Consider the following 26,659-nt stretch of genomic DNA (forward strand, 5'->3'; position numbering starts at 1 on the left):
TTGGCGCCAAGCCGGGCCAACGGGAGCTATGCGTCCCCAGGTTATCATCATCGGACGGCCCAACGTGGGCAAGTCCACCCTGTTCAATCGGCTCGTCGGCAAGAAGCTGGCGCTGGTCGATGACCAGCCCGGCGTCACCCGCGACCGTCGCTTCGGCGATGCCTCGCTGCTGGGCCTCGAATTCACCATCGTCGACACCGCGGGGTGGGAAGACGACGATCCCTCAAGCCTGCCGGGCCGTATGCGCCAGCAGACCGAGGCCAGCCTCGAAGGCGCCGATGTCGCGCTCTTCGTGGTCGATGCGCGTGCGGGGATCACCCCGCTCGACGAGGAAATCGGCCGCTATCTGCGCGGGCACGACGTGCCGGTGATCCTGCTGGCCAACAAGGCCGAAGGCCGCGCGGGCGACCATGGCCTGTTCGAGGCGTTCTCGCTGGGCTTTGGCGATCCGGTCGGCGTTTCGGCCGAACATGGCGAGGGCATGGGTGACCTGTTCGAGGCGCTGCTCCCCCATATCGGCGAGAAGCAGGACGACGAGGACGAGGCCAGCGACGAGGAAGTCGAGTACGACCCCAAGGCCGTGCTCAAGCTGGCCGTGGTGGGCCGCCCCAATGCGGGCAAGTCCACGCTGATCAACCGCTTTCTGGGCGAGGACCGCCTGCTGACCGGGCCCGAGGCCGGGATCACCCGCGATTCGATCGCCATCGACTGGTCGTGGACCGATCCGAAGGACGGCGAGGTCCGCCCGATCCGCCTGATCGACACGGCGGGCATGCGCAAGAAGGCGCAAGTCGTTGACAAGCTTGAGCGGCTTTCGGTTGCAGACGCGCGCCGTGCAATCGATTTTGCCGAAGTGGTCGTGCTTCTGCTCGACGCCACGCGCGGGCTCGAACACCAGGATCTCAAGATCGCCTCGATGGTCCTCGAAGAAGGCCGCGCGCTGATCATCGCGATCAACAAGTGGGACGTGGCAGAGGATGCCAGCGGGCTGTTCAACGGCGTGCGTCAGGCGCTCGACGATGGCCTTGCCCAGGTGCGCGGGGTGCCGCTCGTGGCGGTCTCGGCGCGCACGGGCAAGGGGCTCGACACCCTGCTGGGCGCCGCGTTCAGCTTGCGCGATGCGTGGAGCCGCCGCGTGCCGACCGCCGCGCTCAACCGCTGGTTCGACGATGCGCTTGCCGCCAATCCGCCGCCGGCACCCGGCGGCAAGCGGATCAAGCTGCGCTACATCACCCAGGCCAAGACCCGCCCGCCCGGCTTCGTGTTGTTCGGCACGCGTCTGGACATGCTGCCCGAAAGCTACCGGCGCTATCTGGTCAACGGCATCCGCCGCGAACTGGGCTTCGATGCGGTGCCGATCCGCCTGACGCTGCGCAGCCCCAAGAACCCTTTCGCTCCCAAATGACGGCCACGCGCCCCGCCCTCCCGCGATCCCTGGTTCAGGCCATGGCGCGCGGGGGGCGGGGGCGCTGTCCGCGTTGCGGGCAGGCGCGGCTGTTTGCCCGCTGGCTCAAGCCGGTGGACCATTGCCCGGCCTGCGGGCAGGACTGGCGCGGCCACTGCGCCGACGATTTTCCCCCTTACATCGCGATTCTGGTCACAGGCCATGTCATGGCCCCGGTGCTCATCGCGCTGGGCCTTGAAACGACCCTTTCGGCGCCGGTGATGATGGCGCTGTGCCTGGTTCCGACGGCGGGGCTGGTGCTGGGCCTGTTGCCGGTGGCCAAGGGTGCGGTGATCGCGCTGCAATGGTGGCTCGGGCTGCATGGCTTTGCCACCGCGCCGGGGCGTGATCTGGTGGAGAAATAAGCGGAAAATCGGGTTCGCACTTTCGGAGGGCGGCAATGTTTTGTCGCGAAGCTGTGGCATGCGCGCAAAAAGGGGGGTGGTAGGCATCGGGCATGCGGAAGAACCGCCCCTGTTTGCCGGAGAGTTCCTGATGGCCCACCTTTTGCGTCTTTTGCCTGTCGATCGCCGGGGAAAGCGGTCTTGCCCTCGCCGGGCCGGTGCGCAAGGATGAGCGCCGGATCCGACCCGGCGGCCGAGCCGGAACTGAAAGGGGCGCAGCCGCGTAACGGGAAAATGTTGGCGACCGGACTTGCCCCTTCCATCGTGCTTGTCGAAGACGACGGCCCCTTGCGCACGCTGACCGCGCGCGCGCTGCGCGAACATGGCTATGATGTGCGCCCTGCGGCCACGGGCGCGGAAATGTGGGTTCTGCTCGAAAGCGCGCCTGCCGATCTCGTCGTGCTCGACATCATGCTGCCGGGCACCAGCGGGATCGATCTGTTCCGCAAGCTGCGCCGGTTGAGCGACGTGCCGATCATCTTCATTTCCGCGCGCGGGAGCGAGGAAGACCGTGTGCTCGGCCTCGAACTGGGCGCCGACGACTATCTGGCCAAGCCCTTTGGCACGCGCGAACTGGTCGCGCGGGTGGGCGCCGTGCTGCGGCGCGGCGGACAGGGCGGGGAAGCGGCTGGTGGCACCGAGCCGGGCGAACGCGCGAGCGAGATCCGCTTCGAGGGCTGGACGCTCTCGCTGGCCCGGCGCGAGTTGCATGCGCCCGGCGGGATCATGGTCGATCTGACCGGCGCCGAATTCGACCTTCTGGCCACGTTCGTGGCCCAGCCCCAGCGCGTGCTCGGGCGCGAACGCCTGATCGAATTGTCGCGCACGCGGCTGGGCGACAGTTCTGACCGCAGCATCGACGTGCTGGTCAGCCGCCTGCGCCGCAAGCTGGCCGCCGCCGGGGGCGAGGCGCCGATCGTGACCGTGCGCGGGGTGGGCTACATGTTCAAGGCCCCGGTCACGCGCGCCTGACGGTGGTGGGAGGCCGCGTATCCTGAGCCTGTCCACACGCTTGCCCATCGTGCGCCGAATCGGCCTGCCCGAGCGGTTGCTGGCGATTCTCGTGCTGATGGCGGTCATCGATTTCGGGGCCAATGCGGTCCTGTTCGACCGGGTCAGCAATTTCGCGCTGCGCTCCGACGATGCCGCGCGCATTGCCGAGAACCTGACGATCGCCAGCCGCGCTCTGGAAGCCGAAGCGCCCGCGCGGCGCCCGGCCATGGCCGAGAAGCTGTCGTCGGCGCACCTTGCGCTGACCTGGCGCCCGCATCTGCCCCATGCGGTCGATGCCCTGCCGCTCGACCGGCTGCGCAGCCAGGTGCTCGATGCGGCACCCGAACTGGCCCACAACGATCCGCGCTTTGCGCTGCGGTCGATTTCGGCGCCGGGCAGCGTGAGCGGGGTCATGCGCCTGTCCGACGGGTCGGGGCTGGTCTTCCACACCCAGGCGCGCGAGGCCTGGACGCTCAATGTCGGGCAACTGGCGGTCTTCCTGTTGCCCACGCCCTTGCTGGCGCTTCTGGCCTGGGTGCTGTTTCGTGCCACGGTGCGGCCCTTGCGGGCGCTGGTGGCGGCGACCGGGCGCGTGGGCGCGGGGGCGCCCGAACCTCTGGCCGAGAGCGGTCCGGACGAAGTGCGCCGCCTGATCCGCGCGTTCAACCGCATGCAGAGCCGCATTCATCGCCAGATGGTCGACCGCACCCAGTCGATGCTGGCGATCGGCCACGATCTGCGCACCCCGCTCGCGCGGCTGCGGCTGCGCCTCGACGACGCGGGCATCGCCCCGCAGGACCAGGCCGACATGGTCCACGACATCGACGAGATGATGCACCTGCTCGCCTCGCTTCAGGCCTATGTCGAAGGCGAGGGCCGCCAGATTCCCGCCGAGCGGATGGATCTGGCGGCCATGGCGATGACGCTGGTCGACAATGCCTGCGACCAGGGGCACGAGGCGGTCTACGAAGGCCCCGACAGTCTGGTGATCGAGGCGCGCCCGGTCACCTTGCGCCGGGCGCTGGGCAATCTGGTCGATAACGCCGTGCACTATGGCGGCAGTGTCGAGGTTCATGTCGCGCGGGTGGTTGAACAGAAGGGCGGCGAATGGGCCGAGGTGATCGTCTCCGACCATGGTCCGGGCATTCCTGCCGATCGCTTCGAGGATGTCTTGCAACCGTTCGTGCGGCTCGATGCGGCGCGTTCGCGCGATACGCCGGGCATGGGGCTGGGGCTGGCCATCGTGCGCCGCTCGATTCGTGCGGAAGGGGGCTCGCTGACTCTGGCCAACCGGGCTGGCGGGACGGGGCCTGATGGGACGGGGCCTGATGGGACGGGACCTGATGGGGCGGGGCCCGAGGGGGCTCCCGGCGGGGCTGCCAGCGGGCTGATCGTCACGGTTCGTCTGCCGCTGGGGCCGGGTCAGCGCCCTGCTGCATCGCGGAAATAGTTTCTTACAGCCCCGACGGATCGGGGCAAAAACCGATGCTTACCTCATTTCTGCAAGCGCGGTGCAGATGGCTCCGTGCATCATGACAGACAAGATGGGGTGATTTCTGATGAACGAACTCATCGGCCGGGTCTTCAGCTTCGAGAAGACGACCTTTCCGCAAAGCAGCGACCTCTATTCGCAGCTCTCCACCCATGGGCAGGAGCCCAAGGCGCTGATGATCTCGTGCGCCGATTCGCGCGTCGTGCCCGAACAGATCGTTCAGGCCCAGCCGGGCGATCTTTTCGTGTGCCGCAATGCGGGCAACATGGTGCCGTCCTATTCGACGATGAACGGCGGCGTTTCCTCGACGGTCGAATATGCCGTCGTGGCGCTGGGCGTGCGCGACATCATCGTGTGCGGTCACTCCGACTGCGGCGCGATGAAGGCGTTGGCCGCCCCTGAAGCGCCCGAAGGCATGCCCAACGTGGTGGCCTGGCTGCGCCATGGCGCGGCGGCCGAGCATGTCGTGTCGAGCTGCTCGCCCCATCTCGAAGGCAAGGAGCGCGTGCGCGCGGTTGCCCTTGAAAACGTGATTGCCCAGATCGCCCACTTGCGCACGCATCCTTCGGTGGCGGCGGCCATCGCGCGGGGCGAGATGTCGCTTCACGGCTGGTTCGTCGACATCGCGGCGGGGCAGGTGCTGGGCCTCGATGGCGACACCGGCCAGTTCGTGCCCCTGCGCGAGGATCGCCCGCTTCCCGTGGCCCTTCCGGCGGCGGTGCGCGTGGCGGCCGAGCCAATGCTGCGCGAAGCGGCCGAATAAGGCCAGCCGGGCCCGGAAAGGCCGGGATCGACAGGAAAAACCCCCCGTTGGCCAGGCCAGCGGGGGGTTTTCTATGGGTGGTCAGCACGAGGCACGGCAAGGAGCCCCAGGCGCTGGTTCCTCAGAAATTGACGGTGGCCGAGAACACGGCGCGGCCCGACGAGATCGAATCGCCACCGGCGGTCTGGAACTTGGTGAAGTTGGGGCTCAGGTGGTCGCGGTCGGCCTTGGTGATGTTGGTGTCGACATAGGACACGCCGAGCACGAACCTGCCGAGGACGACTTCGGCGCCGAGCATCCAGTCGAGGTACTGGCCGCTCGGGGCGACGCTGGTGCCGTTCGGGCCAAGGCCCGAGTTGCCCTTCGAATAGCCCAGGTGCGCCTTCAGGTTGACCGGCGTATGCGGCACGCCGCCGTTCACGTCGCCCCACAGATAGAGGTTGTCCATCTTGGCGCCGGGGTGGTCATAGATGCCCGTGGCGGCCGAGGCGCCCGAATTGTACCACTTGCCCAGGGCCTGCTGCTTGGGGGCATAGGCCACGCCGCCGAGCATCGAGACCGGGCCGACCGTGGTCGAAACCTTGACGAAAGGTTCGGCATAGTCGGTCTTGTTGGCGCCGCCCGGATACATGTACCAAGTCAGGCCGGCGTCGATCGTGGCCGGGCCGACGGTCTTCTTGTAGCCGCCGATGAGGTCGACTTCGAGGTTGGGACCGCCAAAGGTGCCCCAGCCGGCCAGGTTCGAACCCCAGGCGCCAGCGTAAAATCCGCTTTGATGGGCAACGGTCACGCCCGCCTGAATGGCAAAGCCGTTGTTCGACTGCGAGACGCCGCGCAGGCGATAGTCGGACACGATGGCTGCGCTGCCCGAAACGGTGAAGGCGGAGGGCGGCGCGGTTTCTTCTTCGGCCTTGGCGGTGGTGGCCAGACTCAGGCTGGCACTTGCAATCGCGATGGCCAGGGCAAGGCGCGCGGGCCGGGCGTGCGCGGGACGATGAAGCATCGGAAACGGTCTCCCCTACAGTTTCAACAGATCCGCCTGCGTGCCCGGTGTCTGCCAGTCTCGGACAGGACTGTTACAGTGCATTACACTGTAAAATCTTGTTCCGGCTGCTGATTTCACCGTTGCCCGTCCGTCATACACGTATTTCGCGTCAGGTCCATTTATTGGAAGATAACCGAAGCCATTCGGCACCTGTGCGTGACATTGTGGTCACAATAGGGGGGCGGCGCATGGGGCGGGGCGGTTCATCCGGGAAGCGGGATGAACTCGTGTTCGCCCGGAATATGGGCGAAACGGTCGGCCTTCCAGTCGGCCTTGGCCTGTTCGAGCCGCTCGGGACGCGAGGACACGAAATTCCAGAAGATGTGGCGCTGTTCGGGAAAAGGCTCCCCGCCCATCAGCATCACCCGCGCGCCGCGCGCACTGGTGATCACCACTTCGGCGCCCGGCTTGAGCACGACCAGTTCGTGCGTGGCAAAGGCGCCGGTCTGCCCGTCCACGGCGATTTCGCCCTGAACGACATAGAGCGCGCGCTCGACATGCTCGGCGGTGATTCGGTAGCGCCCGCCCGGCGTGATGACGAGATCGGCATAGATCAGGTCCGAGGCTGTCCGTACCGGCGAGACAAGGCCTTCGCTGCTGCCCGCGATCAGCGTCATGCGGGTGCCGTCCTGCTCGACGGTCGGGATGGCGTCGGCCTTGTAGTGGTCGAAGGCCGGATCGCATTCCTCGTCGGCGACGGGCAGGGCCACCCAGGCCTGAAGCCCGAACAGGGGGCCGCCCTTGGCGCGCACTTCGGGGCCGGTGCGCTCGGAATGGACGATGCCGCTCCCGGCGGTCATCCAGTTGACCTCGCCGGGGCGGATGGTCTGGACGGCCCCGAGCGAATCGCGGTGCAGCATCTCGCCTTCGACGAGGTAGGAGATCGTGGCCAGCCCGATATGGGGATGGGGGCGCACGTCGAGCCCTTCGCCCGCGGCAAAGGTCGCCGGGCCCATCTGGTCATAGAAGATGAACGGGCCGACCATGCGGCGGTGGGCCGAGGGCAGGGCCCGGCGGACCTGAAAGCCATCCCCCAGATCGCGGACGGGCGGCAGCAGGGCAAATTCGACGCCTTCGATATGGGGATTGCGGATCGACATGGCAGGGCCTTTCCCGTTGGGGCCCGCATGGGCCGGGCATGAGGCAGGAATAGTGGCTTTCCCCTTTCGACGGTATGCCGATAGAAATCGTCAAAATGTTCAGGATTGTCGAAATGGTGGCGCTGGGGCGGCCATCAGGCAGCATATCCGGTCAGGCCGTCAGCAGCCTGCCGTCCGGTCGATCAAGCTATGGTTGCTCCCCCTCCCCCTCCCCCTCTGAGAGCCCGACCCAAAAGTCCTTCGGGTCGGTTCGGCGGGTCTTTTGTGCCACCACGGCGTCGGCTGTTCGCCACGATGCCTCCAGCATCGCTGGGCTCTCAGCCTTCTTGTGGTGACCCAAAATCCCTCGCCAAACCTCCGCCGCCCGACTTTTGGGTCGGGCTCTGAAAGAGGCCTGAAATTCTGACAGCGGTGGCTGTTGTCGTGGATTGATCTGCGCGAATTGATTTTGTGCTGTCGTTTGTGTGGCTTGTCGGGGCGTGTTCGTGATTTCCCTTTATTCTGTTATTTTACGAATCTTTCGATTCGATTTGCTGTTTTGATCGGATCACTTCCGGGGGGACTTGGTGGCGATGGCGGAAAATGGCAAACCATTGCTTGTAACCGTTCAGGTTCTTCGCGCGGTTGCGGCCCTGGGGGTGGTTTTCTACCATGTCCACATCATCGGAGGGCAGCGCGGTTTCGATTTCGGGGCCTTCATCGGGCGCTGGGCCGAAGTCGGGCGGATGGGGGTCAGCCTGTTCTTCGTGTTGAGCGGCTTCATCATCTGCTTTGCCCACCGCCGCGACATCGGGGCGCCTGATCGGCTGGGGCGCTATTGCTGGAAGCGGTTTGCGCGGATCTATCCGACATACTGGATCTTTTCGCTGCTCTATGTCTCGGCAGCGCTTGCAGGGCTGGGGGATTCGGATTTCATCTACGATAGTGGCCATATCCTCTCGGCGGTGACTCTGCTGCCTTTCGTGGAATCCCCGCTGCCGCCGCTGCTGGTGGCCTGGACGCTCTTCTACGAGGTGAAGTTCTACCTCGCATTTGGCGTACTGATCTGGAATCGGGCTCTGGGAATCGGGGTTTTTGCGGTCTGGCTGGTCTATCTGGCGGCCAGCTATCGGTTTGGTCTGGCCGATCCGTTCCGGCTGTGGACGTTGTGGAATGCGCATTTCTTCCTCGGGTGCGGGGCCTATTGGCTGTACCGGCGGTTTGGCCAGAGTGGGGTGGGGCAGGGCATGAGCGGGCAGGTGCCGGCGCTGGGGGCCATCGGGCTCGGTCTGGGCGGACTGGCGCTCAGCGTGGCGCTGACCGATTTCCGGCTCGAACCCATTGATGGATCGAACAACGAGGTGGTGGTGCTGATCGCCCTGTCCTTCGCGCTCGTGATCGCGGGCATGGCGCGGGCCGATGCCCTGCTGGCGCCGTGGTGCGGGCGGGGGCTGCGCTATCTGGGCGATGCGTCGTACAGTCTCTATCTCGTGCACTCGGCGGTGATTTCGCTGTGCTTCATCGTGGCGGCCCGTGTGCCGGCGCTGGCGCGCCTCGATCCGGTGCTGACCTATTTCGGGGTCGCCGTTCTGGCGGTGGCCGGGGGCTGCATGGCGCACAGCCTGGTCGAACGGCCTTTGCTGCGGTTCGTCGGCCGCTTCGCGCCTGCGCGGGGGAACCGGGGCACAATGGCTGTTCCGGCTTGACCTGTTGCCCGGACATCGGTTCCGGGAAATGGCTTTCGGGACATGGCTTGTCTTTGAGGACTTTGCACCCCATCAGGGAATCGCAGGAGAACACGATGCCCCGACGCGCCGCGCAAGACCACAGTACCCGGACCAGCCCAGTCGAGATGGCTGATGGCGTCGACGTGGTCGATGTCCCGCCCGTTCCCGAGGATGTGGTGGAAGCCGTGCGAACCGTTTCGGGCGCCCCCAGCAACGATCCGCGCGCGCTTGAAAAGGCGCTGGGCCTGCGCATCCGGCAATTGCGCCGCCAGCAGGACTTGTCGGTCGCCGACCTGGCGTCGAGCGCGGGCCTGTCGACCGGCATGCTCTCCAAGATCGAGAATGGCCAGATTTCCGCCTCGCTGACCTCGATCCATTCGCTCGCGCAGGCGCTCAGCGTGCCGATGTCATCGCTGTTCGCGCTGGCCGAGGAGCGGCACGACTGCTCGTTCGTGGCTGCCGGGGAAGGCGTCAAGATCGAGCGGCGCGGCACCAAGTCGGGCCATGTCTACCAGTTGCTCGGCCATCTCCTGAGCGGGGAGATGGCGATCGAACCCTATCTGATCACCCTGTCCGACGGGGCGGTGCCCTATACCAGCTTTGCCCATGCCGGGACCGAGTTGATCCACATGCTCGAAGGGACGCTGTCCTATCGCCACGGCAACCGGCTCTACAAGCTCTCGCCGGGCGATACGCTGCTGTTCGACAGCCAGGCCCAGCATGGCCCGGAGGAACTGGGCGAGGGGACGCTGCGCTATCTCTCGATCATCGTCTATCCGCGCGGCAGCCGCGGCGGATAAGCGCCGCGCGGTGGCGCGCACACTTTTCCGCTAATGCATTAGAATTCGCCAAGACAGCCGGGCGCTCCGGGCCATGATGGGCCCGGAGCGCCCGCGTCTGCGCGCGGCGCACTCGTTACTGCGTTTTGTGCAACTGCTTCTGCGAAATAGACCCCATGACTGCCAGAGCCTCGGAGGCTCGAATCTGAGATGCTGATGATGGATTTGTCAGCAGCGGAGACGAGTCATGACGGAGACGGTGAAATACGTTGGTCTGGACGTTCATAAGGAAACCATTGCGGTCGCGGTTGCCGATGGGGAACGCGGAGGCGAGGTGCGTTTCGTCGGCACGGTCGCCAACGAGGACGATGCGATCAGGAAGCTGGTCAAGCGGCTGACTGGACCGGGCGTGACGTTGAACGTCTGCTACGAAGCTGGTCCCTGCGGGTATGGCTTGCATCGGCTGCTGACGAAGCTGGGACAGAATTGCATCGTCATCGCCCCCTCGATGATGCCGCGGCGCCCGGGTGACCATGTAAAGACGGACCGGCGTGACGCGATGACCCTGGCGCGGCTGCTACGCGCTGGCGAACTCACCGCAATCTGGATACCGGACGAAGCGCACGAGGCGGTACGCGATCTCATCCGCGCGCGACGCAGCGCGCAAGATGATGCCATCGGAGCCAAGCAGACAGTGCGCAGCTTCCTGTTGCGTCATGATCGTCGTTTCGGCGGCAAGGCGGCCTGGACGAAAATGTACTGGCGGTGGTTGTCCGAGCAGCGGTTCGATTTTCCCCACCAACAGCTGGCATTCGAGGAAATGCAGAAGCGGGTGCTGGAGGCGCAGGCACGGGTTGGGCGCTTAGAAGCGGCGCTGACTGAAGCGGTGGACGCATGGTGTTTTGCGCCGCTGGTCCGCAATCTACAGGTCCTGCGCGGTATCAGGCTGGTCAGCGCTGCGACGCTGGTCGCTGAAGTAGGCGATCTCACCCGCTTCGACAATCCCAAGCAACTGATGGCGTATGTCGGCTTGGTGCCGTCCGAGCACTCCAGCGGCGCTCGGACCAAACGGGGCCGGATCACCCGCGCGGGCAACGCGCAGGCACGAACCATGCTGATTGAGGCGGGCTGGTCGTATCGACTGCCCGCTCGCGAGGAACGACGCTACCGTGAGCGGGTCATCGACTTGTCCGAGGACATCCAGGCGATCGGGTGGAAAGCGCAGGTTCGCCTGTGCCAGCGCTACCGTCGCCTGGCGGCCACGGGCAAGCCTCAGCCCAAGGTGACCACCGCGATCGCGCGTGAACTGGTCGGCTATGCCTGGGACATCGCCCGTCGGGTGTCGCCGGCGATAGCCGGCTGATCCGCGCACGACATTAACGAGAGGAGGCGCCAGCGCACCAACTGCATAGCCTTGGCCGGCGTGCCGCGGGCACCCGACTGTGATGGGCAATCCACGATGTACGGTGGGGCAGGTTCGTCCGACGCCCGAACTTAGACGGAGGATAGGCCCAGCGACGGATACGGGTAGTGCGGTAACCAACCCGCGGATGAGAGCATGATCAATCGTCGTCGATCAGGCGTCCGCGGCACACCCGCCAAGGTCAATGCGACCGCTGGTCTTGCGACCAGCGAAGGAGTAAACTCGGTCAGCGTCTCGGATGGCAGTCATGAGACCGTACAGTATGGTCTATTGACGCAGGTCAAAGCGACGCACATACGCGACCGAACTGTACGGTTATGGAGTGATCGGCCTTGGTTTTCGGATCCTGTGATGTGGTGCCCGGCAGTGGGCGATCCCGTGCATCCCTGCGGCGGCGGGGGCAGGTGTTTTATGGCGGGCTGGCCCTGGGGGTGAGCATGCTGCTGGCGGGTTGCGGAGGGGCTCCGGCTCCCGCGCCCAAGGCGCCGCCGCATGTCGACGTGATCGTCATGCAGCCGGGCGATGTGGAGCGCGACATGGTGTTCTCGGGCCGCACTTCGGCCTATCGCATCGCCGAGATTCGCCCCCAGGTCAGCGGCATTCTCCAGCGGCGCCAGTTCGAGGAAGGCACCGACGTGGTCAAGGGCCAGACGCTCTACCAGGTCGATCCCTCGACCTATCAGGCCGTCTATGATCGCGCAGTGGCGACGGCCGCATCGACCGGGGCTCTGGCGCGCCGCTATCAAGCGCTCGTCTCTGATAGCGTTGTCAGCAAGCAGCAGCGCGACGATGCCGTCGCGGCCTGGCGTCAGGCCCAGGCCGATGTCCAGTCGGCCCGGATCAATCTTCAGCGCGCGCGCGTTTATGCCCCGATCTCGGGCCGTATCGGCCGCTCGCTGACCACCGAGGGCGCGCTGGTGACCGCCGATCAGGCCACTGCGCTCACGACGGTGACCCAGCTCGACCCGATCTTCGTCGATATCCAGCAGTCGAGCGATGCCCTGCTGCGACTGCGCCGCTCGCTCACCGACAAGAACCTGACGGCGGGCAAGGGGGGCAATATCCCCGTTGAACTGACGCTCGAAGACGGCAAGCCCTATGAGATCAAGGGCAGGCTGGCGTTCTCGGAAGTCAGCGTCGACCCGGGCACCGGCATGACCACCTTGCGCGCGATCTTCCCCAACCCGCAGCACCTGCTGCTGCCGGGCATGTATGTGCGCGCCAGGGTCCGCACGGCGCCTGCCAAGGCCAGCTATCTGGTTCCGCAGAACTGCGTCGAGCGCGACATCCACGCCGATCCTTTCGTCTACGTGGTCGATGCCCAGGGCCAGGCCCGGCAGGTGAAGGTCACCATCGATGGCACGCAGGGCAATGCCTGGGTCGTGACCGGGGGCCTCCATCCGGGCGACCGGGTGATTTCCAACGGCCTCGAAGCGGTCAATTCTGGCACCAAGGTGACGATCGACAAGTCCGTCAACGGAACCCAGACGGACGCGGGGGCCAACTGATATGGCCCGCTATTTCATCGACAGGCCGATATTTGCCTGGGTTATCGCGCTGATCATCATGCTGGTCGGCGCGATTGCCACGATCTCGCTGCCGATCGCGCAATATCCCAATATCGCGCCCCCGCCGATCACCGTGGCGGTCGTCTATCCGGGCGCCTCGGCCGAGACCGTGCGCGATACCGTGATCCAGCCGATCGAACAGCAGATGTACGGTCTGGACGGCCTCGAATACATGTCCGCCAATGCCCAGGCGGACGGTTCGGCGCAGATCGTCATGACCTTCAAGCAGGGCACCAACCCCAACATCGCCCAGGTCCAGGTGCAGAACAAGCTGTCGCTGGCCCAGCCGATGCTGCCCACCGAAGTGGTGGCGCAGGGGCTTTCGGTGACCAAGGCGACCCGCAACTTCATGCTGGTGGCCAGCTTCGTCTCGCGCGACCATTCGATGGATGGCGCCGCGATCGGCGACTATCTGGCCTCCAACGTGACCAACCCGCTCGCGCGGATCAGCGGCGTGGGCGACTACACGCTGTTCGGCTCGGAATATGCGATGCGCATCTGGGTCAAGCCCGAGCGCCTGCAAAGCTATGGCCTGACCATCAGCGACCTGAGCGCGGCGATCAGCAGCCAGAACATCCAGGTCTCCTCGGGTGAAATCGGCGGCATCCCCGCGCGCAAGGGCCAGTTGCTCGATGCGACGGTGGTCGGCCCCACGCGCTTCACCGATCCCGAGCAGTTCCGCAACATCCTGCTCAAGGTCAACACCGACGGGGCGCAGGTGCGCCTGCGCGATGTCGCCGATGTCGAACTCAACCGCCAGAACATGTCGCCGCGCGCCCTGCTCAACGGGCAGGACACCGCAGGCATCGCCATCAATCTGGCGCCCGGCGCCAACCAGATGGAAGTGGCCACCGCGATCAAGGCCGAACTCGATCACCTCAAGCCCTATTTCCCCCACGGGCTCGACGTGGTCTTCCCTTACGACACCGCGCCGGTGGTCAAGCTGAGCCTTGAGGAAGTCGTCGAGACGCTGCTGATCGCGATCGTGCTGGTCGTGGCGGTGATGTACCTGTTCCTCCAGAACATCCGCGCCACGCTGATTCCGACCATCGCGGTGCCGGTGGTCCTGCTCGGCACATTCGCCGTGCTCGGCTTCTTCGGGTTCACCATCAACACGCTCTCCATGCTCGGCATGGTGCTGGCCATCGGCCTGCTGGTCGACGACGCCATCGTCGTGGTCGAGAACGTCGAGCGCCTGATGGCCGAGGAACACCTCGACCCCAGGGAAGCCACCCGCAAGTCGATGGACCAGATCACCGGCGCGCTGGTGGGTATCGCGCTGGTCATTTCCACCGTGTTCCTGCCGATGGCCTTTTTCGGCGGCTCGGCGGGCGTGGTCTATCGCCAGTTCTCGATCACCATCATCTCGGCGATGCTGCTCTCGGCGTTCGTGGCGATCACGTTCACGCCGGCGCTGTGCGCCACCCTGCTCAAGCCCCATGCGCCCGGCCATCAGCCGCGCGGTTTCTTCCACTGGTTCAACACCCGCTATGACGCCATGGTCGTGCGCTATGGCGGCGGCGTGGCGGGCGTGCTGCGCCATGTCCGCCCTGCGGCGGTGGTCTATGTCGCGCTGACGGGCCTTGCGCTGTGGTGCCTCCAGCTCATTCCCGGCGGCTTCATGCCCGACGAGGACCAGCGCACGATCTTCGTGCAGGTCCAGCTCAAGCCCGGTTCGACCGCCGAGCAGACCGAAAAGGTCAACGCCGACATTCGCCAGTACTTTGCGAACGAGGAAAAGACCGCAGTCCAGAACGTGCTGTCGGTCATGGGCTTCAACTTCGGTGGCCGCGCGCAGGATGCCGGTATCATCATTGTCGGCCTCAAGGACTTCGAGGATCGCAAGGGGGCGGACCAGACCGCCGCGGCGGTGACTGGCCGCGCCTTTGCCCATTTTGCCACCTACAAGGGGGCCCGGATCACCCCGTTCCTGCCGCCTGCGGTGATGGAACTGGGCAATGCCAGCGGCTTCGACTTCGAACTCGAGGATCGCGGGCATCTGGGCCACGAAAAGCTGATCGCCGCGCGCAACCAGCTTCTGGCCATGGCCGCCAAGGACCCGCGCCTGATGGCCGTGCGCCCCAACGGCCTCGACGACATGCCCCAGGCCCACTTCGTGGTCGACCGCGAAAAGGCCGAGGCGCAGGGCGTGAGCATCGCCGACATCAACTCGACGCTGCAAGGCTCGTTCGGGCAGCTCTACGTCAACCAGTTCACCCGCTCGGGCCGCACCAAGCGCGTGTTCATCCAGGGCGAGCCCGACTCGCGCATGGAGCCCGACGACCTGACCAAGTGGTACTTGCGCAACAACCAGGGCCAGATGGTTCCGCTCTCGGGCGTCGTCCACATCGACTGGAAGATCGGCGCGCAGAAGCTCGAACGCTACAACGGCGTCGAGGCTGTCGAAATCCTGGGCCAGGGTGTGCCGGGTGTCAGCACCGGGCAGGCCATGGAGATCATGAAGGAATATGCCTCGAAGCTGCCCGCAGGCATTGCGTCGGAATGGACTTCGGTCTCGTTCGAACAGGAACAGTCGTCGGGTCAGGCGGGCAAGCTCTATGCGGTCTCGATCGTGGCGGTGCTGCTGTGCCTTGCCGCGCTCTATGAAAGTGCGGGCGTGCCCATCGCGGTGATCCTGGCGGTTCCGCTGGGCGTGCTGGGCGCGGTTCTGGCTTCGCTAATGCGTGGTCTCAACAACGACATCTACTTCCAGGTCGGCCTGCTCACCACCGTGGGGCTGGCCACCAAGAACGCGATCCTGATCGTCGAATTCGCCCGCGAAGGCTATGATCACGGACGCGAACTGGTCGATGCCGCGATTGTTGCCGCCAAGGAACGCTTGCGTCCGATCCTGATGACCTCGTTCGCCTTCGTGCTGGGCACGCTGCCGCTGGCCGTGGCCAGCGGGGCGGGGGCCGGCTCGCACATCGCCATCGGTACGGCGGTCGTGGGCGGCATGGTGGGCGCCACCATCCTGGTGGTGTTCCTGGTCCCGGCCTTCTTCGTGGTGGTGATGAAGGCGTTCAAGATTCCGCGCCGGAAGCTTGCTGGCCCCGACCAGTCCGGCCCTGACCATCAGGACGGGCCCGGCCACGCCAGCCCTGAACCGACCCCGCAGGGAGCCTGACGATGCGCAAGACCTGTCTTTCCGCCACGCTCGGCCTGTTGCTGGCCGGCTGTTCGTTCACCCCTCACTACGTGCGCCCGGCAAGTCCCGTCTCGGCGCAATGGCCCGACCGTCTCAAGGACGTGGCCACACCCTCTCCGGCATCCGCCGGGGAGGGGGCCACGGCCCCTGTCGCCGCCGACATCGCCTGGGAGGATTTCTACCGCTCGCCGCAATTGCGCGCGGTGATCGCCCAGGGGTTGGCCAACAACCGCGACTTGCGCAAGGCGGCGCTCAATGTCGAAGCCTACCGCGCGCAATACCGGATCGCCCATGCCGACCTCATGCCCACGCTCAACGCAGGGGGGAGCGCCTCGCTCCAGCGCCTGCCGGGCGACGTGTCGCAGACCGGGCAGGCGCGGGTGTTCGAGCAATATGGAGCGACGCTGGGCGTCACGTCCTATGAACTCGACCTGTTCGGGCGTATCCGCAGCCTGAACAGCGCCGCGCTCGAAACCTTCTTCGCCACCGAACAGGCCCGGCGCGCGACGCAGATCTCGCTCGTGGCCAATATCGGCGTGGCCTTCCTCACGCTCGAAACCGACCGCCAGCAGCTTGCGCTCAGCAAGGCCACGCTCGAAAACTACCGGGCCGCGCTCAGGCTGGTGGAACGGGGCCTGCAAGCGGGCACCGCCACCGAACTCGACCGCCGTCAGGCCGCGACCCTCGTGGCCCAGACCGAGGCCGAAGTGCAGCGCGGGGTCCGTCTGGTCGAGACCGACACCAACGCCCTGCGCCTGCTGGTGGGTGCCGATCTTCCCGACGGATTCGACGCCGGATTCATGGATCAGGACATGGCCATCGGCAGTGGTCAGGGCCTTCCTGTGCTGGCCCCGGTCCCTGCCGGTCTTCCTGCCGACCTGCTGCAACGCCGCCCCGACATCCTTGAGGCCGAGCACCAGCTCAAGGCCGCCAATGCCGATATCGGTGCCGCGCGCGCCGCCTTCTTCCCCAAGGTCACGCTGACCGGGTCGGGCGGAACGGTCAGCCAGAGTGTCACGGGCCTGTTCGGCGCGGGACAGGGCGCCTGGTCGTTTGCCCCGCAGATCAGCCTGCCGATCTTCAGCGGCGGACGCCTCAAGGGCAACCTGCACTATGCGCAGGCCAACCGCGACATCGCCGTGACCACTTACGAGAAGGCGATCCAGACTGCTTTTCGCGAAGTGGCCGACGGGCTGGCCGCGCGCGCCACGTTCGGCAGCCAGCTCGATGCCCAGCGCCGCGAGGTGAGATCGTCGCAATCCTACCTCGATCTCGCGACCAAGGCCTGGCGCGGCGGGGTGAGTCAGTACATCGTGGTGCTCGATGCCCAGCGCACGGTGTTCAGCGCCCAGAAGCAATACCTGACCGACCGTCTCGCGCAGCAGACGAGCGAAATCTCGCTCTATCGCGCGCTTGGCGGTGGATGGACCGCCGGGACTCCCTCCCCCTCCGGTTGAGCCCCGGTCGGTCCGCCCCGCCGCCGCCGCGTTTCCTGCCGCCTATCCCCCCCATCGCAGGCACAGGAAGCGCGGCGGCTTCCGGGCATTTTCCCCAAGAAAGTCCTTTTTACGGAGTCCTGTTCTACGGACTTGTCGGCCAGCTTGCGCGATGTCACGCACTCGCGGCTCCGGGCTGGCCCCCTGCACACCGAGGAGTCTATGGCGCGCAAAAAGTGTGAAAGTCGGCGACGCGATATATTGGCCATCGCCCGTGCGGCTTTCCTGGAGCGGGGCTACAGCGCTACCTCGATGGCTGCGATTGCCGCGCTGGTCGGGGGCTCCAAGGGGACACTCTACGGCTATTTCGCCAACAAGGAGGCCCTGTTCGGGGCCGTTGTGCAGGATCTGCTCGACGAACATTTCCTGCCAGTTCTCGAAGTTCTCGAAAGCCAGCCGAACCAGAGCCTGGAAGACGTGCTGGGCGCGCTCGCGCTCGCGCTCGGGCGCTTCGTGGTGCTGCCCGATGCGATTGCCTCCTATCGTCTGGCCGTGGCCGAGGCGGCTCGCTTCCCGGCGATGGGGCGCACCTTCTTCCTGAGCGGCCCGCAGCGCAGCTACGACTTTCTGGCCGAGTGGATGGCCAGGCGGATCGAGCGGGGCGAGTTGCGTCCGCAGGATCCGCAACTGCTGGCCCGGCAATTCATCGCCTTGTGCAAGATCGGCCCGAACGAGGAAATCCTGCTCGGCTCGCCCATCCAGCCCGATGACGAACAGACCCGGATCATCGCGCAGATGGCGGTTTCGACCTTCCTGGCCGCCCATGCCGTGCGCCCGGCGGGCTGAAAAAAAAACGAGGGTCCGGGGGGCCGGGCCATCCGCAAGCCGGCCCCGCCCTCCCTTTCAATCTTCGATCACCAGGGCCTTGCCCATCCGCACCATCGGCACCACGACGCCGTTCGCGTTGACGGATGTCGGTTCGATCGGCTGGTATCCGGCGGCAACATAGAGCGGCTGGCCGCTCATCGTGGCCATGAGTTCGGCGCGGACAAAGCCATGGCGGGCGGCGGCCTGCTCGCAACCATGGAGCACGCGCCGTCCCACGCCCTGTCGCACGAAGGCCGGGTGGGTATACATCGCGCGGATGCGGGCCGGATCGCGGGTCGGGTCGAGCAGGGCGGGATCGCGCAAGTCGGCGCTGTGATCGCCGCCATAGAGCGTGGCGCGGCGGCTCCAGCCACCGCAACCGGCGATCTGGCCATCGCGCTGGGCAATCAGGTAGGTGCCATCGGCGATCAACTGGCGGTCGAGCCCCATGACCGCATGGCTGGCCACGACCTGCTCGGGGGTGAGCACGTCGGCCTGAAGGGTATCGATGGCCAGACGGATCAGCGCGTCGAGCGCGGGCGCGTCGTCCATTGTTGCCCAGCGCATCGTGAAAGTCCCGTTGTCCGCTTGCACCTGCGTCATCATGCCGTCCTTGTCTCCCCTTTGCGGGTTCCTCGTCCTGTGCGCTTCATGAGCGCGAAGGGTGCTGTCCTGCTCATAGGCCGTAAATCCGTGCAAGGGCAGCCCTGCCCGGACAGGTGGCCATAAAGCGGTCTGGCATACCGGGGCGTAATGACAACGAAGGGGCCTTTCGGCCCCTTCGCGTCCTGTCCGGTGGCAGGAAAGACTCAGTACTTCACGCGAAGGCGCACATAGTAGAAGCCGCCGTTGAAGCCGAAGGGGCCCCCGTTGCGCGGATAGACCTGACCGTCGCTGGTGCCGCCGGTCATCGGATAGATCTGCACCGAGGAGGTCTGCTTCAGGCGATCGGGGTGCTCGTCGAGGAAATTCTGCGCACCGACCGAAAGCGTGTAGTGGTCGTGGAAGGTATAGCTCAGCTCGATGTCGGTGGTGAACTTGGAGCCGAAGATCTGGTTGGCGACGCCGTTGGTTTCGCCATAGTCCTGAGCTGCGGTCCACGAGCTGTAGTAGTTCTCGCGGATGGTCAGGCCCACGTTGTCGAGCGACCAGTTGGTGGTGAACACCGCGCGGTGCTTGGGCGAGAGGTTCTCGGCGTCGATCAGCTGGGCCGTGCTCACGACCTGCGGATTGTAGCCGGTGACCTTGGTCTTGTTGTAGTTGTAGGCCAGCGAGAAGTTGAGCTTGGCGCGGGCCAGCGTCGTGCGGTAGGTGGCCACCGCGTCGATGCCGCGGGTGCGGGTGCGGAAGCCGTTGGTGAAATACTGAACCTGTCCGTCTACGCCCACCGGCAGCAGCGCGGGCTGCGTGGCGAGGTCGGCGGCGGTGACGGTGAACGGCTGGGTCAGGCCGATGCGATTGCGCAGGCTGATCTGGTAGGCATCGACCGTCAGCGTCATGTTGCGGACCGGCTCGATGATCACGCCCGCGCCGTAGTTGGTCGACTTTTCAGGGGTAAGGGTGGTTGCGCCGTAATACTGGGCGACCGGATTGGTGGTCGGGTAGGTGCCGCTCTGGAAGGCGACGCCGTTGTTGAACGAGGTCGTCACGATCGACACGTTCGACTGGCCGGGCGAGGGGGCGTGGAAACCGGTGCCCACGCTGCCGCGGATCGAGAGACCCGGAATGATCTTGTAGAGCGCGTTGACCTTGCCCACCCAGGCATCGCCGAAGGTGTTGTAGTGTTCATAGCGCCCGGCAGCGCCGACCGTCAGCGACTTGGTCAGGTCGGTTTCGAGGCCGAGGTAGAACGCGTAGGACTGCTGACTCCATTTCCCGGCGGTCTCCGGGCTGGTCCCGGCATAGCCGCTGGCGCCCACGCCCTGGGCCTTGGTCGTGCCAGCGGAGGTGTAAACGCCCGGCGCGGTCATCGCATAGAGTGGCTGGGCAACGGCATAGGGTCCCGCGCCATAGGATTGCTCGTCGCCCGAGGTCTGGGCGTAGATTTCCTTGCGGTATTCGGCGCCGGCCGAAATGGTCAGCGGGGCGGCCAAGCCCAGATTGAGCGCATAGGTGAAGTCGGCGTTGAAGTTCAGTTCCTTCTGGATCAGGTCGCCGAACTGGAACGTCGTCTGGGTTTCGGGGCCATAGGAAAAGTTGGCCGAATTGTGCATCGAGAGCGAAAGGGCGTTGCGCGCCCACGAACCCGAGAGATCGTAGGTGAAGTCGCCGGTATGGCCCTTGTAGCCCAGGACGCCGTAGATTTCCTCGGTCTTGCCCACGAAGCGCGGAGTGAAACCGGCCGGATAGAGCGAACCAAAGCGGAAAGTGTTGCCATCCTTCACGAAACCGCCGGACGGGCACGTGGCATTCCCGGCCGGGCAGGGCGTGAGGTAGAAGATGTTGTTGAAGGCGCTGTTGGCCCCCTGGTTGCGCACGACGCCGCTGGCATCGGTGGCGGTGCTGCTGACCGAGGCGCGATAGTTGAAGCTCTGGTCGCCGCGGCTGCGGGCATAGTTGCCGAAGAAATAAATCTTGCTGTTGTCGGTGACATTGAGGGCGGCGTTGACCACCGACTTGAAGCCGTGGCTGGGCGAGCTGCCCCAGTTCTGCACCGGATCGGGATAGTTGGGCAGCTGCGAGGCCAGATCGGGATAGTTTTTCGCGAAATTGGCCGCCGAGGGGCGTTGCTTGCCGCGGCTGGTCTGGCCATCGTCGTCGTATTCGGCGGTCAGGTTGATGAAGCCCCAGTCGCCCTTGAGGCCGCCATTGGCCGCGATCTGGTAGCTCTCGCCGTCACCGGCGTAATATTGGCCCATGCGGCCAACGACCTCGAAGCCCTGATCCTCGCGCAGGCCGTAGTTGAGCACGCCGGCAATCGCGTCCGAGCCATATTGCGCGGTCGCGCCTTCACGCAGGACCTGCACATTGCCCACGGCCAGCGCCGGAATCGCCGAAATGTCGGGGCCTTGCGCGCCGCGGCCAAGGCCGGTGTCGCTGCCGCCATAGACCTGCACGAGCGCCGAGCGGTTGTAGCGCTTGCCATTGAGCATGACCAGCACCTGGTCGCCCGAAAGGCCGCGCAACGAGGGCGAGCGCACGAACGTCGAGGCGTCGGAAATCGTGTTCTGGCCGACGTAGAACGACGGGATGATGTTCTTGAGCGCGTCCATCATGTTGGCGGAAGGTTGCGCGGTCAGCTCGTCCGAGCTGATCACATCGACCGGCGAGGCCGAGTTGGTCAGCGTACGGTCGGTGCGGCGCGTGCCCAGCACGACGATGGATTCGGCCACGTCGGACGAAGCCGCGGGCGCATCGGCCGGGGCAGGAGCGTCCTGCGCGAATGCGGCAGCCGATGAAACGAGTGCGACTGCCAAAGCTGTGACCGAAGTCGTAATCCTGATCATTCGTAGCCCCTCATGTCAATTGCGCCTGGAGGCATCCTTCCCTGTGGCCCTGTGGTTTTGCCCGGTGGTCCGGGGCTGATGGTCGCGGATCATTTGTGATCTCACGCTGGGCTCATTGTGGTGAAGAGCGAAAACCGCCTTTGAAATGACGGATGCTCCTATGGAGACAGTCATTCGTGCCGGCAATTCCCGTCATTTTGGACAAAATTCAACTAAAGTCGCCGATTGTTATGTTCAAAATGGACTATATTTCGACCAATATTGCGAGCTTTTGGCGCAAACCTCCCTGCGACAGGAGTGAATCGCATAAATTACAGGATATGTTTGGATTTATAACATTCAATTGTTTGTTATGTGGGCAATTCATCATGGAGTGGCGCTGGTTGCAAGCGAAAATATCCCGAATTGTCGCCAGATGTCGCCAATGTTGCAGAATTATCTCACCTGAGGGGGCGGAATGGCTCACGGTGTGATCTTTGAGGCGCTGTCCACCGCCGGACAGCGCGGGATCGTTCCGTCCGGCAGGAGAATGACGCAGGGGGCAAACGGGCGGGTCAGGGCTGGCGCGTCAAAAGCCCGGCCTGGGTCCAGCGGGCCAGCAGGGCGCCCGCGCGGGTGATCCCGTCTTCCATGCCCAGCCGCGCCACGAGGTCTTCGCACATCTGCGCAAAAGGCGTGCCTGTCACGAGCGAGGGCAGCAGCGCGGCTTCATCGTCTTCGAGGCGGCGGAAGCAGCAGACGAAATCCTGTCGCCAGATCATCACCGGAGTATCCGCGCTTCCGCGCACATGGGGCGCCGGGCAGGGCTCCTGCGCTGACAGCGCGCTCCAGATCGTATCGGCATTGGTGCGCAGGGGCAGGAAAACGGTGCCGGGCACCAGCGCGATGGCGGTTTCGTCGAGCGCCCCGGATTGCAGGTCGGCGAGCGTCAGCGCGGTGGCATCGGGAGCGACGAAGGTTTCGCCAAGGGCCAGTTCCAGATCGGCCAGTTCGCCGATTGCGGGCGCATCGGGAAACAGGCGGCGCAAGCTGGCGGGAAATCCCTGTGCATAGGCATCGAGCGTCCAGCGCGACGGCGGCACGCTGTCGATGTGACGGGCGGCGGCGGCATGAAAGGCGGCCTCGCCGAACCTGAGGCCGATCAGCGCCATGGTCTGCGGATAGCTTTCTTCCAGACAGGCCATCAACTGCGCGCGATAGGTGTTCTGGTAGACCGCAAGCCCCCGCCGGTCGGCCAGGGCGAGCCGGTCGGCGGCCAGTTCATCGGATCGGGTCAGCCAGGCGCGGAAGTCGTCCTGAAATGCGCTCAGGCCCATTGCCGGGTCTCCACTCGCGCAGGTTGGTGACACAGCGCGCGGGCGTGGTCGAGTTCGGCGAGAAGTTCGGGCAAGGGCGGGATGGCGTCGTCGCGCTCGATCATCACGGCCACGTCTTCAAGCACGGGCGCGACATGTGCGAGCAGGGCCCAGACCGGATCGGCCACTGGCTGGTCGTGGGTGTCGATCAGCAGTTCGCGACCCTGCGAATGCCCGGCCAGATGGATCTGGCGCACGCGCGCCATCGGAATCCCGGCGAGATAGTCGACGACAGAAAAGCCGTGGTTGGTCGCGCTGACATGGACATTGTTGAGATCGAGCAGAAGCTCGCAGCCCGTGCGCGCGGCCAGTTCGGCGATGAAGTCCCACTCGCTCCAGTCAGCGGGGGAAAATTGCAGGTAACTCGACGGGTTCTCGACCACCAGCGACCGCCCGAGAATGTCCTGCGCGCGTCCGATATTGGCGCAGGCAACGGCCAGTGCCTCGTGGGTATAGGGCAGGGGCAGGAGGTCGTGCGAATTGAAGCCGACCGTGCCCGTCCAGCACAAGTGGTCAGAAACGATGAAGGGCTCGATCTCGTCGACGAGCTGGCGCAGCGTGCGCAGATAGACCTGGTCCACCCCTTGCGCCGCGCCGAGCGAGAGCGAGACCCCATGGAGCGCGACCGCATGGCGCGCGCGCACGCGGCGCAGGATGTCGCGCGGGCGCCCGCCGGGAACCATGAAGTTTTCCGAGATCACCTCGACGAAATCGACCGGGACCACCGCGTCGGGCCCGTCACCGGCCAGAAAGTCCTGATAGTGCGGCTTGCGCAGGCCCAGCCCGAACGCCAGGCGCGCTGTGCTGTGGGTTTTCATCGTCGTGCCTTTCGGGCGATGTAAAAAAAGGGGAGGCGGGCGGCCTGCTGCGGGCAGGTGGGGACGACCGGCCCGCCTCCCGCCCTCCGGTCCGCATGGGGACGACGTACCGGGGGCGTGCCTGACCTTACTTGGGAGCCGTCAGGCTGCCGCCGGCGGTGGCGCAGGCCTTGGCGGAAGTGTCCTTGAAGCCCTGGCCCTTGCAGTCGTTGAGGCCCTTGCAGTCGTGGTTGCCCGACTTGCAGTCCGACTGGCCCTTGCAGGCATTGATGCCATAACAGGCGACGACCTTGGAGGTCTTGGCTTCGGCCATGGTGCCCGTGGCCGCCGAGGCCAGCGCCACGAGGGCGACGGCAGCGGCAAGGCCCAGACGGGTGCCAGAGGTGGTGATGCCGGAAGGGGTAAGGGCGTTCATTGCGGGTCTCCTGAAATCATGCCGGATCGGCATCAGGCAATTCGTGGAGACGCAGGGGCCGGTTACAGGTTTTTTCGGCAGCCTGAAATTATCCCGGAACCGGCCTGGTATCACCAGTCCGGTATCACCAGCGCAACAGCCGGGGCCCCAGCGCCGCGCCCAGCAGACTGGCCAGCGCGATCCCCAGCGAATACCAGGTGAGCACGAAGATCGCCGAGACTTCCGGGCAATGCAGGCAATAGAGCGTGGCGCCCCAGGCCCCGGCGCTCAGGCCCGCAGTTGCTCCGGCCAGCCGCAGCCGCGTGGGCGCGAGGCGGCGGAACGACCACAGCAGCCCACCAAAGATCGGCAGCGAAAGCAGCAGAACCAGACTGGAGCAGACTTTCCAGCTCCCCCCCAGCCACATGGCCAGCCATTGCGCGGGGGGCGCCTCGGCCAGTTCGGCCATGCTGATCGCCACAAGCCCCAGCACGGGCACGACCATGATCCACATCCACCCCATCCGGGGCGTATCGGGCCGGGCCAGGCTGGCCGTGGCGCGCGTGGCGCACAGCGCGAGCGAGGCCGTGTAGATCCACTTCACCCAGAACGGTGATCCATGCATGGCGAGCCACAGATCGGGCCGGAAGCCGAGCGCGCACCCCACGATCAGCGCGGTCGCCAGGCTTCCGGCCAGAAGGCCCGCGAGCAGCCTGCGCGCCAGCGGGTGACGGCGCAGGGGCCGCACGTCTTGTGCAAGAGTGGCGATCAGGTCTTCGCTGTTCATTTCCATGTATCCCTGACCCGTGCGGCAAGGGCCTTGAGGCCCCTGTGCACGGATACTTTCACATCCGATTCCCCGAGCGCGAGGCGCCGGGCCGCTTCGTGGGTACTGAGCCCTTCGAGCCGTGTCGCGCGGATCGCGTCGGCCTGCTTGTCGGGCAGCGCGGCGAGCAGCCGGGCGACATCGGCCTGCGCGTTGCTGGCTTCCTCGTGGCTGTCCTCGACCAGCATGTCGTCGAAATCCCCGATCGCGACAAACCGGCCCTGACGGCGGAACCCGTCGATCATCTTGTAGCGCGCGATGGCGAACAGCCACCCGGTGAAGGGGCGGTCCGGGTCGTAGGTCGCGCGGCGCTGGTGGACCGCAATCAGGGTTTCCTGCACGAGATCCTCGATGTCTTCCTCGCGCCCGTGCATCCGCCGCCGGTAAAAGGCGCGCAGGATCGGCAGGAGCGCGCGCAACAGTGCATCGTGGGCCGCGGGGTTGCCCGCCAGCCCTCCGATCATCCATGCCCTGAGTTGGTTTTCGTCTGCCCGCATATCGTTTCCCGACCGGCTATTCGGGGCGATCGGCGCGATGGTTACAGGCAGGAGCCCGGCTGCCCAGAAATTTTTTTCGTAACCGAGAGGGCGGGGCCGCCGAACTCCCCGTCAGGCCGGTCGCAATCGGACGGGCCGACACATCATCAGCAAAGGAAATCGCGCATGACACCCCATCAGGCCGCCCTGGCCGCCGCTCTCGTCGCCCTTGCCGCCGGGCCCGCTGCCCTCTCCGCCCAGGCGGCCCCGGCGCCGCACATGGAAAAATGCTATGGCGTGGCCAAGGCCGGACGCAACGATTGCAAGGCGGGCGCGGGCACGAGTTGCGCGGGCACCTCGCGCGTCGATTATCAGGGCGACGCATGGAAGTTCGTGAAAGCAGGCACCTGCACGTCGATCCACACGCCCAAGGGGGCTGGTTCGCTAGCTCCCAAGGCATGACCGGGCGCCTCGTTGCCACAGTACAGGGGCGCCGCGACAGCGCGCTCCTGCTGCTCGCACGGCTGGCCATCGCGCCGGTCTTCTTCCTGTCGGGCCGGACCAAGGTGGAAGGCCTGTTCACGCTCACCGACAGCACGATCGAACTGTTCCGCACCGAATATGCGCTGCCCCTGCTTCCGCCGGTCGTGGCCGCCTGGGCCGCCGCCAGTGCCGAGCACCTGTTCCCGATCCTGCTGGTGCTGGGGCTGGGCACGCGCGTGGCCGCGCTCGGCTTGCTGGGGATGACCACGGTGATCGAGGTCTTCGTCTACCCCGACGCCTGGCCCACGCACCTGAGCTGGGCGGGCCTCCTCGTCCCATTGCTGGTCCAGGGCGCAGGCCGCTACTCCCTCGACGCCCGCTTCGCCTCCCGCCAGCCCTGAAACGCAAAAAGCCCGGCCAAGCCGGGCTTTTTCGTTTGCGCCTCTTTCCCTGTCGGGAAAGAATGGTGCCCAGGAGAGGACTCGAACCTCCACGCCCTTACGAGCGCCGCCACCTGAAGACGGTGCGTCTACCAATTCCGCCACCTGGGCACTTTTCAGTGAGGGCCGGGGCACTCACCGTTGGTGTGGACGGGCCAATACGGGGGAGGGGCGGGGGTGTCAACACGCGGAATGTCATTTTGAGGACAACTATTTTTCCACAGGGCGTTTTGGCAAAGTCTGCGCCGTTGCA

The 26,659-nt window shown here is 65.7% G+C and carries 23 protein-coding genes and 1 tRNA gene; 14 read left to right on the forward strand and 10 right to left on the reverse strand.

The features are described 5' to 3' along the window. Nucleotides 1-28 precede the first annotated feature (28 nt). The 5 genes from der (at nt 29) to SBI20_RS12705 (ending at nt 5,096) form a co-directional block, all read left to right on the forward strand. Complete coding sequence (der, locus tag SBI20_RS12685) at nt 29-1,405, forward strand: ribosome biogenesis GTPase Der (RefSeq protein WP_317975362.1); 1,377 nt, start codon at nt 29-31, stop codon at nt 1,403-1,405. A gap of 41 nt (nt 1,406-1,446) precedes the next feature. Then, nucleotides 1,447-1,809 carry a DUF983 domain-containing protein gene (locus SBI20_RS12690; protein ID WP_317975363.1) on the forward strand — a complete coding sequence of 121 codons (363 nt, stop codon included), beginning with the start codon at nt 1,447-1,449 and terminating at the stop codon, nt 1,807-1,809. Between the two features lie 273 nt (nt 1,810-2,082). After that, the gene (locus SBI20_RS12695) at nt 2,083-2,820 is read left to right on the forward strand and encodes a response regulator transcription factor (RefSeq protein WP_317975364.1); all 738 of its coding nucleotides are present in this window, start codon (nt 2,083-2,085) and stop codon (nt 2,818-2,820) included. Between the two features lie 49 nt (nt 2,821-2,869). Then, nucleotides 2,870-4,291, forward strand: a complete 1,422-nt coding sequence (locus SBI20_RS12700) for an ATP-binding protein (protein WP_317975365.1) — start codon at nt 2,870-2,872, stop codon at nt 4,289-4,291. A gap of 109 nt (nt 4,292-4,400) precedes the next feature. Next, nucleotides 4,401-5,096 carry a carbonic anhydrase gene (locus tag SBI20_RS12705; RefSeq protein WP_317975366.1) on the forward strand — a complete coding sequence of 232 codons (696 nt, stop codon included), beginning with the start codon at nt 4,401-4,403 and terminating at the stop codon, nt 5,094-5,096. A gap of 121 nt (nt 5,097-5,217) precedes the next feature. Here SBI20_RS12705 and SBI20_RS12710 read toward each other — a convergent pair whose 3' ends face one another. Both SBI20_RS12710 and SBI20_RS12715 read right to left on the reverse strand, forming a co-directional pair. Beyond that, nucleotides 5,218-6,099, reverse strand: coding sequence for a TorF family putative porin (locus SBI20_RS12710; protein WP_317975367.1), 882 nt, complete (start codon nt 6,097-6,099; stop codon nt 5,218-5,220). A gap of 245 nt (nt 6,100-6,344) precedes the next feature. Beyond that, nucleotides 6,345-7,241 (reverse strand): pirin family protein, encoded by an 897-nt coding sequence (locus SBI20_RS12715; protein WP_317975368.1) that lies wholly within the window; start codon nt 7,239-7,241, stop codon nt 6,345-6,347. Nucleotides 7,242-7,834: 593 nt separating this feature from the next. Between SBI20_RS12715 and SBI20_RS12720 the strand changes: the two genes are divergently transcribed. The 7 genes from SBI20_RS12720 (at nt 7,835) to SBI20_RS12750 (ending at nt 18,147) form a co-directional block, all read left to right on the forward strand. Further along, entirely contained in the window at nt 7,835-8,926 is a 1,092-nt protein-coding gene (locus tag SBI20_RS12720) for an acyltransferase family protein (RefSeq protein WP_317975369.1), read from the forward strand. 95 nt (nt 8,927-9,021) lie between these two features. Then, nucleotides 9,022-9,747: a helix-turn-helix domain-containing protein gene (locus tag SBI20_RS12725; RefSeq protein WP_317975370.1), complete on the forward strand. Its 726-nt coding sequence runs from the start codon at nt 9,022-9,024 to the stop codon at nt 9,745-9,747. 226 nt (nt 9,748-9,973) lie between these two features. Then, on the forward strand, nt 9,974-11,089 hold the full coding sequence (locus tag SBI20_RS12730; protein ID WP_004206949.1) for an IS110 family RNA-guided transposase: 1,116 nt from the start codon (nt 9,974-9,976) through the stop codon (nt 11,087-11,089). Between the two features lie 497 nt (nt 11,090-11,586). Beyond that, nucleotides 11,587-12,657, forward strand: coding sequence for an efflux RND transporter periplasmic adaptor subunit (locus SBI20_RS12735; RefSeq protein WP_317975371.1), 1,071 nt, complete (start codon nt 11,587-11,589; stop codon nt 12,655-12,657). Between the two features lies 1 nt (nt 12,658). After that, complete coding sequence (locus tag SBI20_RS12740) at nt 12,659-15,844, forward strand: efflux RND transporter permease subunit (protein WP_317975372.1); 3,186 nt, start codon at nt 12,659-12,661, stop codon at nt 15,842-15,844. Nucleotides 15,845-15,846: 2 nt separating this feature from the next. After that, entirely contained in the window at nt 15,847-17,322 is a 1,476-nt protein-coding gene (locus SBI20_RS12745; protein WP_317975373.1) for an efflux transporter outer membrane subunit, read from the forward strand. 201 nt (nt 17,323-17,523) lie between these two features. Beyond that, nucleotides 17,524-18,147: a TetR/AcrR family transcriptional regulator gene (locus SBI20_RS12750; RefSeq protein WP_317975374.1), complete on the forward strand. Its 624-nt coding sequence runs from the start codon at nt 17,524-17,526 to the stop codon at nt 18,145-18,147. Nucleotides 18,148-18,204: 57 nt separating this feature from the next. On the opposite strand, the gene SBI20_RS12755 is transcribed toward SBI20_RS12750, so the two are convergent. The 7 genes from SBI20_RS12755 to SBI20_RS12785 all read right to left on the reverse strand — a co-directional run bounded on the left by SBI20_RS12755 (nt 18,205) and on the right by SBI20_RS12785 (nt 25,504). Then, a complete protein-coding gene (locus SBI20_RS12755; RefSeq protein ID WP_317975375.1) occupies nt 18,205-18,774 on the reverse strand; it encodes a GNAT family N-acetyltransferase in 570 nt (189 codons plus the stop codon). 203 nt (nt 18,775-18,977) lie between these two features. After that, nucleotides 18,978-21,614 carry a TonB-dependent receptor plug domain-containing protein gene (locus SBI20_RS12760; RefSeq protein ID WP_317975376.1) on the reverse strand — a complete coding sequence of 879 codons (2,637 nt, stop codon included), beginning with the start codon at nt 21,612-21,614 and terminating at the stop codon, nt 18,978-18,980. A gap of 554 nt (nt 21,615-22,168) precedes the next feature. Next, nucleotides 22,169-22,930 carry an HvfC/BufC N-terminal domain-containing protein gene (locus tag SBI20_RS12765; protein WP_317975377.1) on the reverse strand — a complete coding sequence of 254 codons (762 nt, stop codon included), beginning with the start codon at nt 22,928-22,930 and terminating at the stop codon, nt 22,169-22,171. Continuing rightward, nucleotides 22,921-23,787, reverse strand: coding sequence for an MNIO family bufferin maturase (gene bufB, locus SBI20_RS12770; RefSeq protein ID WP_317975378.1), 867 nt, complete (start codon nt 23,785-23,787; stop codon nt 22,921-22,923). The genes SBI20_RS12765 and bufB overlap by 10 nt, the downstream gene beginning before the upstream one ends. A 127-nt stretch (nt 23,788-23,914) precedes the next feature. After that, nucleotides 23,915-24,202, reverse strand: coding sequence for a BufA2 family periplasmic bufferin-type metallophore (gene bufA2 / locus SBI20_RS12775; protein WP_317975379.1), 288 nt, complete (start codon nt 24,200-24,202; stop codon nt 23,915-23,917). A gap of 124 nt (nt 24,203-24,326) precedes the next feature. Continuing rightward, the gene (locus SBI20_RS12780) at nt 24,327-24,968 is read right to left on the reverse strand and encodes a DUF1109 domain-containing protein (protein ID WP_317975380.1); all 642 of its coding nucleotides are present in this window, start codon (nt 24,966-24,968) and stop codon (nt 24,327-24,329) included. Beyond that, nucleotides 24,965-25,504: a sigma-70 family RNA polymerase sigma factor gene (locus tag SBI20_RS12785; RefSeq protein WP_317975381.1), complete on the reverse strand. Its 540-nt coding sequence runs from the start codon at nt 25,502-25,504 to the stop codon at nt 24,965-24,967. The genes SBI20_RS12780 and SBI20_RS12785 overlap by 4 nt, the downstream gene beginning before the upstream one ends. A 165-nt stretch (nt 25,505-25,669) precedes the next feature. Between SBI20_RS12785 and SBI20_RS12790 the strand changes: the two genes are divergently transcribed. Both SBI20_RS12790 and SBI20_RS12795 read left to right on the forward strand, forming a co-directional pair. Continuing rightward, on the forward strand, nt 25,670-25,945 hold the full coding sequence (locus SBI20_RS12790; RefSeq protein WP_317975382.1) for a BufA1 family periplasmic bufferin-type metallophore: 276 nt from the start codon (nt 25,670-25,672) through the stop codon (nt 25,943-25,945). Next, nucleotides 25,942-26,367 carry a DoxX family protein gene (locus SBI20_RS12795; RefSeq protein WP_317975383.1) on the forward strand — a complete coding sequence of 142 codons (426 nt, stop codon included), beginning with the start codon at nt 25,942-25,944 and terminating at the stop codon, nt 26,365-26,367. The genes SBI20_RS12790 and SBI20_RS12795 overlap by 4 nt, the downstream gene beginning before the upstream one ends. Before the next feature lie 63 nt (nt 26,368-26,430). Here SBI20_RS12795 and SBI20_RS12800 read toward each other — a convergent pair. Further along, nucleotides 26,431-26,517, reverse strand: a tRNA-Leu gene (locus SBI20_RS12800). Between the last annotated feature and the right edge of the window lie 142 nt (nt 26,518-26,659).

Source organism: Novosphingobium sp. IK01, assembly GCF_033242265.1.
In the GTDB taxonomy this organism is placed as follows: Bacteria; Pseudomonadota; Alphaproteobacteria; order Sphingomonadales; family Sphingomonadaceae; genus Novosphingobium; species Novosphingobium pituita.

Coding starts and splice junctions, on each gene's coding strand:
- SBI20_RS12785 (WP_317975381.1), bottom strand. CDS start 25,504: ATGCGGGCAGACGAAAACCAACTCAGGGCATGGATGATCGGAGGGCTG.
- SBI20_RS12780 (WP_317975380.1), bottom strand. CDS start 24,968: ATGAACAGCGAAGACCTGATCGCCACTCTTGCACAAGACGTGCGGCCC.
- SBI20_RS12705 (WP_317975366.1), top strand. CDS start 4,401: ATGAACGAACTCATCGGCCGGGTCTTCAGCTTCGAGAAGACGACCTTT.
- bufA2 (WP_317975379.1), bottom strand. CDS start 24,202: ATGAACGCCCTTACCCCTTCCGGCATCACCACCTCTGGCACCCGTCTG.
- SBI20_RS12695 (WP_317975364.1), top strand. CDS start 2,083: ATGTTGGCGACCGGACTTGCCCCTTCCATCGTGCTTGTCGAAGACGAC.
- SBI20_RS12790 (WP_317975382.1), top strand. CDS start 25,670: ATGACACCCCATCAGGCCGCCCTGGCCGCCGCTCTCGTCGCCCTTGCC.
- SBI20_RS12690 (WP_317975363.1), top strand. CDS start 1,447: ATGGCGCGCGGGGGGCGGGGGCGCTGTCCGCGTTGCGGGCAGGCGCGG.
- SBI20_RS12730 (WP_004206949.1), top strand. CDS start 9,974: ATGACGGAGACGGTGAAATACGTTGGTCTGGACGTTCATAAGGAAACC.
- SBI20_RS12715 (WP_317975368.1), bottom strand. CDS start 7,241: ATGTCGATCCGCAATCCCCATATCGAAGGCGTCGAATTTGCCCTGCTG.
- SBI20_RS12725 (WP_317975370.1), top strand. CDS start 9,022: ATGCCCCGACGCGCCGCGCAAGACCACAGTACCCGGACCAGCCCAGTC.
- SBI20_RS12795 (WP_317975383.1), top strand. CDS start 25,942: ATGACCGGGCGCCTCGTTGCCACAGTACAGGGGCGCCGCGACAGCGCG.
- SBI20_RS12755 (WP_317975375.1), bottom strand. CDS start 18,774: ATGATGACGCAGGTGCAAGCGGACAACGGGACTTTCACGATGCGCTGG.
- SBI20_RS12765 (WP_317975377.1), bottom strand. CDS start 22,930: ATGGGCCTGAGCGCATTTCAGGACGACTTCCGCGCCTGGCTGACCCGA.
- der (WP_317975362.1), top strand. CDS start 29: ATGCGTCCCCAGGTTATCATCATCGGACGGCCCAACGTGGGCAAGTCC.
- SBI20_RS12760 (WP_317975376.1), bottom strand. CDS start 21,614: ATGATCAGGATTACGACTTCGGTCACAGCTTTGGCAGTCGCACTCGTT.
- SBI20_RS12735 (WP_317975371.1), top strand. CDS start 11,587: ATGCTGCTGGCGGGTTGCGGAGGGGCTCCGGCTCCCGCGCCCAAGGCG.
- SBI20_RS12750 (WP_317975374.1), top strand. CDS start 17,524: ATGGCGCGCAAAAAGTGTGAAAGTCGGCGACGCGATATATTGGCCATC.
- SBI20_RS12745 (WP_317975373.1), top strand. CDS start 15,847: ATGCGCAAGACCTGTCTTTCCGCCACGCTCGGCCTGTTGCTGGCCGGC.
- SBI20_RS12710 (WP_317975367.1), bottom strand. CDS start 6,099: ATGCTTCATCGTCCCGCGCACGCCCGGCCCGCGCGCCTTGCCCTGGCC.
- bufB (WP_317975378.1), bottom strand. CDS start 23,787: ATGAAAACCCACAGCACAGCGCGCCTGGCGTTCGGGCTGGGCCTGCGC.
- SBI20_RS12740 (WP_317975372.1), top strand. CDS start 12,659: ATGGCCCGCTATTTCATCGACAGGCCGATATTTGCCTGGGTTATCGCG.